The sequence below is a fragment of the Streptomonospora wellingtoniae genome (genome assembly GCF_031845375.1).
GTDB lineage: Bacteria > Actinomycetota > Actinomycetes > Streptosporangiales > Streptosporangiaceae > Streptomonospora > Streptomonospora wellingtoniae.
Genome location: NZ_JAVREK010000048.1, coordinates 1 through 5428 on the forward strand (window position 1 = coordinate 1; position 5428 = coordinate 5428).

Sequence of the window (5428 nt, forward strand, 5' to 3'; positions counted from 1 at the left end):
CCCCCGCGCCGCCCCCTCCGGCCCCGCCCTTTCCGCCGGCGCGGCGGGCGCCGCCGCTGCACCGTGCGCCGACCGCTCGCGGGAATGCGGCGCGGCGCCGCGGTCAGGCGCCCGAGCCCCACCAGCGGTAGAAGTGGTGAACCGGCCCCTTGCCGCGGCCCGCGTCCAGCTCGTCGGCGTGGCGCAGCGCCTCGGTGAGGTAGTCCTTGGCGTCGCGCACCGCCTCGGAGAAGCTGCGCCGCTGCGGGAGCAGCGCTGCGATCGCCGAGGACAGCGTGCAGCCCGTCCCGTGCGTGTTGCGGGTGGGAATGCGCTCGGCCGAGAACGTCTCGGTCAATCCGTCGGGAGTGACCAGGAGGTCGGTGCTGCTCTGCCCACTGAGGTGGCCGCCCTTGAGCAGCACCCGCTTGGCGCCCAGCTCCAGTAGCCGTTCGGCCTGCTCCCGCATGGAGGAGAGGTCGCGGCGCTCGTTCTCGCCGAGCAGTTCGGCCGCCTCCGGTAGGTTGGGGGTGACCAGGTCGGCGCGCGGCAGCAGGTCGGTGCGCACCGCCGCGATCGCCTCGGGGGCGAGCAGCCGGTCGCCGCTCTTGGCCACCATCACCGGGTCCACCACCACGTGCGGCGGGTCATAGGCATCCAGCGCCTTCACCACCGCCCCGATCACTCCGGCGTCGACCAGCATGCCGATCTTGACGGCGTCCACCTGCGCGTCGGTCAGCAGGGTGTCGAGCTGGCGGGTGACGAACTCCGGAGGGACGCCCTGCACCCCGGTCACACCCACGGTCGACTGGGCGGTGAGCGCGGTGACGACGCTCATGCCGTAGCCGCCGAGGGCCGAGAACGTCTTCAGATCCGCCTGGATGCCGGCCCCGCCGCTGGGGTCGCTGCCGGCGATGGACAGGATGTTGCAGGTCCTCACGTGCCTTCCTTCGCTGCTCCGGGCCGGTCGGGGTCGCGCCGCCTGACCGCCGCCGGTCCGCGCGCAGGGCGGGCCGGAGGACGGCGGCCGAGGGCACGCCGGACGACCCGCCCTCACTGACGTCGTACCCGCCCGCGCGTGCCTGCACATTCCGCGCTCACGGCGAAAAGGCTCCGAACGGATCACGGCCGCGGTCCGGAGCGGGCCGCGCGCTGCTCAGAGCCGCTCGGCGGGCCCTCCCGCGTGCACCGGACCCTGCTCGCCGGGGGAGGGACCGTCGTGCCCGCGGCGGTCGCGCACGGCGCGCTCGGCCAGCATCACGGCGACGACGGCGGCGAACCCGAGCGCCATGAGCGCGGTGGTCCACCACACGTCCCCCTCGGGTGCCAGCAGTGTGCGGTCCTCTTCCTGCCAGGGCCACAGCGCACGCAGTGAGCCGGCCATGAGCCCGGTCAGCACCACCAGCGTCATGTGGTGGTAGCGGTCGAGGAGCAGCTGCAGCAGCTTGACGAAGAACGCCAGCCCGATGACCGCACCGACCATGAACGTGCCGAGGTAGCCCAGGTCGCGGTCGTGGACGGCGCCCATGGTCGAGCTGTAGAGGCCGATCGTCAGCAGGATGAACGACCCCGAGACCCCGGGAAGCACCAGCGCGCAGATCGCCACCGCGGCGGCCGCCATGACGACCAGCGGGTTGGGGTCCAGGTGGGCCGGCGGAAGGCCGGTCAGCACGAACGCGCCGGCGCCCGCGGCCAGTGCCAGCAGGTAGTGGCCGGCCTTCCACGCGCGGCCCGAGCCGCGGTATGGCACCCACAGCGAGGCCAGCACCAGGCCGAAGAAGAACGCGTAGGAACGCTGCTGCTCCCGCTCGACCACCGGGGCCAGGAACGTCGCCGCCACCGCCACGGCGCAGACCATGCCGATCAGCACCGCGATGACGGCGCCCCAGTCGGCCTTGGCGAACTCGCCGCCGGCGCGCCGCAGTCCGCGCCCCCTGACCAGGTCCGCGGCCGCCATGCGTACGCCGCTGACGGCGTGTCCGGCCGAGGTGATGAGGGTCTCGTAGATCCCGACGATCAGCGCGACGGTACCGCCGCTGACCCCGGGTACCACTTCGGCCGTGCCGATCAGTGCGCCGCGGACACCGTTGACTATGTGCATACCGACTGTCTTGGCCATGACTCCGGTTTCGTCTGGTCGGGTAGCGGTGGGTCGAAGAGCGCGGCCCGCCCGCGCAGCGGCGCGGTCGGGGCCGGTGTTGGAAAGTGCTTCGAGTCTAGGTCCGCGGGCGGCGCTCGGCGGCCGCGGAAGCGACCGCAGAGTCCGGACCCGGGGCTCGGGCGATCGGGAGCGGGAACCGGCGCCGGAGGAGGCGGAGTGCCGTCGCGCTCCCGCCCGGCCGCGGCGGCGGAACTACTTCCCGAGCAGCATGCTGGCCAGGAACTCCACGAGCAGCGGAGCGAGGATCAGGGTGACGACGCCGATGACCACGGACACCAGGAGCCTCGTCCAGCCGGGCCTGGCCCCGGTCCGGCGGCCGCGGTCAGGCCCGGCTGGGCCATCGCCGCCGGCGTCGCGGCAGGGGGCGGACGCCGGTCGGGTTCCGAAGCCGAGCCGGCCTCGGCGAGCTCTCCCGAGACGTCGAGCTGGGTGGGTGTGAGGTCCTCGGTGCCCGAGCCGTTGGCCACGCGCTCCAGCGCCGAGTCCAGGTCGCCGTCGCCCAACCGGTGGTCGGGATCGGGCTGAAGCATCCCGTTGAGGACGGGTCTCAAAGCCCCCGCGCGCTGAGGGGGGTCCGGCGTGTCCTCCAGCGGCGCGGTCAGCCGGGACGCGGTGGTCGTGCGCTCGAAGGCCGAGCGCCCTTCCACCGCGAAGTAGAGGGTCGCGCCCAGCCCACACGTCGGCGGCCGGGGACTTGACGCCGTGGCGCAGGCGTTCAGGCGCGACATAGCCGGGCGAGCCGGGCAGCCGCCCGGTCAGCGTCAGCTTGTCCTCGGAGTCGGAGACCGCGATGCCGAAGTCGGAGAGCATCGCGTGCCCGTCGGACAGCAGCATGACGTTGGCTGGCTTGACGTCGCGGTGGACCACACCGTGCCGGTGCGCCGTGTCGAGCGCCGCGAACAGCTGGCGGCCGATCCCGGCCGTGCGGCGCGGGGGGAGGGGGCCCTCCTCGGCCACGACCCGGTCCAGCCCGCGCCCGGAGACCAGCTCCATCACGATCCAAGGGCGCTCGTCCTCCTGCATCACGTCGTGGATCGTGACGATGCCCGGATGGGTGCTCAGCCCGGCGCAGATGCGGGCCTCGCGCATGGTCCGGGCCAGCAGCTCCTCGCGCTTGCTGGGGTCCAGCTCGGGGGAGGCCCGCATCTCCTTGATCGCCACCTCGCGGTGCAGGAGCCCGTCCGCGGCGCGCCACACGGTGCCCATGCCGCCGTGGCCGATCGGCTCGATCAGCCGATAGCGGTCGGCGAGAACGCGGGGGGCCATGTCCACAGACCATAGCGCTAGGCGGCGTCGCTGTGGACGGTGCGGCCGTCACCGGTTGGACACGGTTCGAGAAGCGCGGTGCGGGGCGCGTGCGCGCCGCGGCTGCGCGGCGGTCAGCGCGCCTCGTCCGGCCGCAGCGCCGCGGGCGGGGCGCAGGAACCCACCAGGCCCGCCGCCCAGCGGTAATCCTGCTTGCCGACCGCCGTGCGGCGCACGCGGTCGACGAGGTGCACGCTGCGGGGGACCTTGAACCCGGCGAGGTGCCGGCGGCAGTGCCGGCGCAGCCCGTCCGCGTCGAGGGCGCTCTCCCCGGCCGGGGCGACGATCGCGTCGGCCACTCCGGGATGCGACTTGACCACGGACTCGACCTCCTCAGCGAACACCTTCTCGCCGCCGGTGTTGATGACGGCCGAGCCCCGGCCCAGGAGGGTGACGCCGCCGTCCTCGGCGACGGTGCCGAAGTCCCCGGAGAGCGCCCAGCGGCGGCCGTCGGGGCCGACGGGGAAGGTTCGCGCCGTCGCCTCGCGGTCGGCGTAGTAGCCCAGCGGGATGCGCCCGGTGCGGGCGATGCGGCCGATGCGGTCCGACCCCGGGGGGAGCGGTCGCAGCCGCTCGTCGAGCACCGCCACGCTCGCGCCCACCGTGAAGGGCGCTTCGGCGACGCCGCCGGCCGCGCCGCAGACCCCGGTCTCGGAGCCCCCGTAGCTGTCGTTGATCGTGAGGCCGGGCCGCCAGGCGCGCCACATCCGCCGTACGGCGGGCGTGAGCGGGGTGCCGCCGGAGGTGAGAACGGCCAGGTCGGGGCAGCGCTCCGGCTCCCCGGCCAGGCGGTGGGCCAGCGGCCGGGCCATCGCGTCGCCGACGACCTGCACAGTGTGCACCCGCTCGGCTTCGGCCAGCCGCACGACCCGGTCCGCGTCGAAGCCCGCGTCGGCGGAGAGCACGACGGTGCCGCCGGCGAAGAGGGCGGACAGCGCGTTCCACTGCCCGGCGGCGTGCATCAGCGGTCCCAGCACCAGCAGACGCACAGGGGAGCGGTCCCGCGCGCGCTGGGCGACCTCCTCGGGGCCCGACGCGCGCGGATGACCGCGCCCGCGCCGCTCCAGGGCGGCGCGGAACAGGTCGGCCTGGCTCCACAGCACACCCTTGGGGCTTCCGGTGGTACCGCCGGTGTAGAGCAGGTAGCGGGCGTCGTCGACGGCGTCGCGGTCGGCGTCGGGGGAGGACGCCCGCGGGGCGGCGGCGAGAGCGTCGGCGTAATCGGCGGCGCCGAGCACCGGGGCGTACCCCTCCTCCCAGGCGCCGGGGGCGCTGCCGTCGTCGACGAGGACCGTGTGGCGCAGCGCGGGCAGGCGCGAGCCGCCCTCCAGCAGCCGGGCGGCGTGCGACCGCTCGGCGATCAGGGCCGTGGCGCCGGAGTCGGCCATCACCTGTTCGAGTTCCGTGCGGATATAGCGCTGGTTGAGGTTCACCGGGACCGCGCCCGCGCGGAGCACGCCGAAGAACGCCTCCAGCCACTCGATGCGGTTGCCGCCGAGGATCGCCACGTGGGCCCCGGGCGCGGTGCCCGAGTCGGCGAGGTGCGCCGCCAGGCGGTCGGCGCGCTCGTCGAGCCGGGCGTAGGTCCGGCTGCGCGAGCCGTCGGTGAGGGCCGTGCGTTCCGGCACGGTTGCGGCGACCGCGCGCAGCAGCCCGGCGAGCGTGAGGCGCCGGTCGCCGTCGCGGCGGGCGTCGGCCCTACCGCGCCCGACTCTGGTCGCGGTGCGGCGGGCCCGTGCGATGCTTGTGGCCGTCTCCTTCATGGGTCCCCCAGCTGCGGTCTACCCGAGAAATGCCATAGCGACCGATGGTGCCTCTATGGGGCGCATCACAGCAGGCCGGGGGTGGGCTAGATCCAATGCCGTGTAGTTAAGGCGTGGCGCGCATGTGTCAAATCGCCTGAAACAAGACGGAGCTCCTGCTAGAACCGTGTCGACCAAGATCACCGTTCAGCAGGAGCTCCGTTGGACACCCAGTCTGCCA

The 5428-nt window shown here is 74.2% G+C and carries 4 protein-coding genes; all 4 read right to left on the minus strand.

What is annotated here, in order from left to right; all coding sequences use genetic code 11:
- Positions 1–103: 103 nt before the first annotated feature.
- The 4 genes from thiD to RM446_RS24505 all read right to left on the minus strand — a co-directional run bounded on the left by thiD (position 104) and on the right by RM446_RS24505 (position 5208).
- Positions 104–919 carry a bifunctional hydroxymethylpyrimidine kinase/phosphomethylpyrimidine kinase gene (thiD, locus tag RM446_RS24490; protein WP_311547810.1) on the minus strand — a complete coding sequence of 272 codons (816 nt, stop codon included), beginning with the start codon at positions 917–919 and terminating at the stop codon, positions 104–106.
- 216 nt (positions 920–1135) lie between these two features.
- Entirely contained in the window at positions 1136–2098 is a 963-nt protein-coding gene (locus tag RM446_RS24495; RefSeq protein WP_311547811.1) for a DUF368 domain-containing protein, read from the minus strand.
- Between the two features lie 234 nt (positions 2099–2332).
- Positions 2333–3406, minus strand: coding sequence for a serine/threonine-protein kinase (locus RM446_RS24500; RefSeq protein WP_311547812.1), 1074 nt, complete (start codon positions 3404–3406; stop codon positions 2333–2335).
- Between the two features lie 113 nt (positions 3407–3519).
- Positions 3520–5208 carry an AMP-binding protein gene (locus tag RM446_RS24505; RefSeq protein ID WP_311547813.1) on the minus strand — a complete coding sequence of 563 codons (1689 nt, stop codon included), beginning with the start codon at positions 5206–5208 and terminating at the stop codon, positions 3520–3522.
- Between the last annotated feature and the right edge of the window lie 220 nt (positions 5209–5428).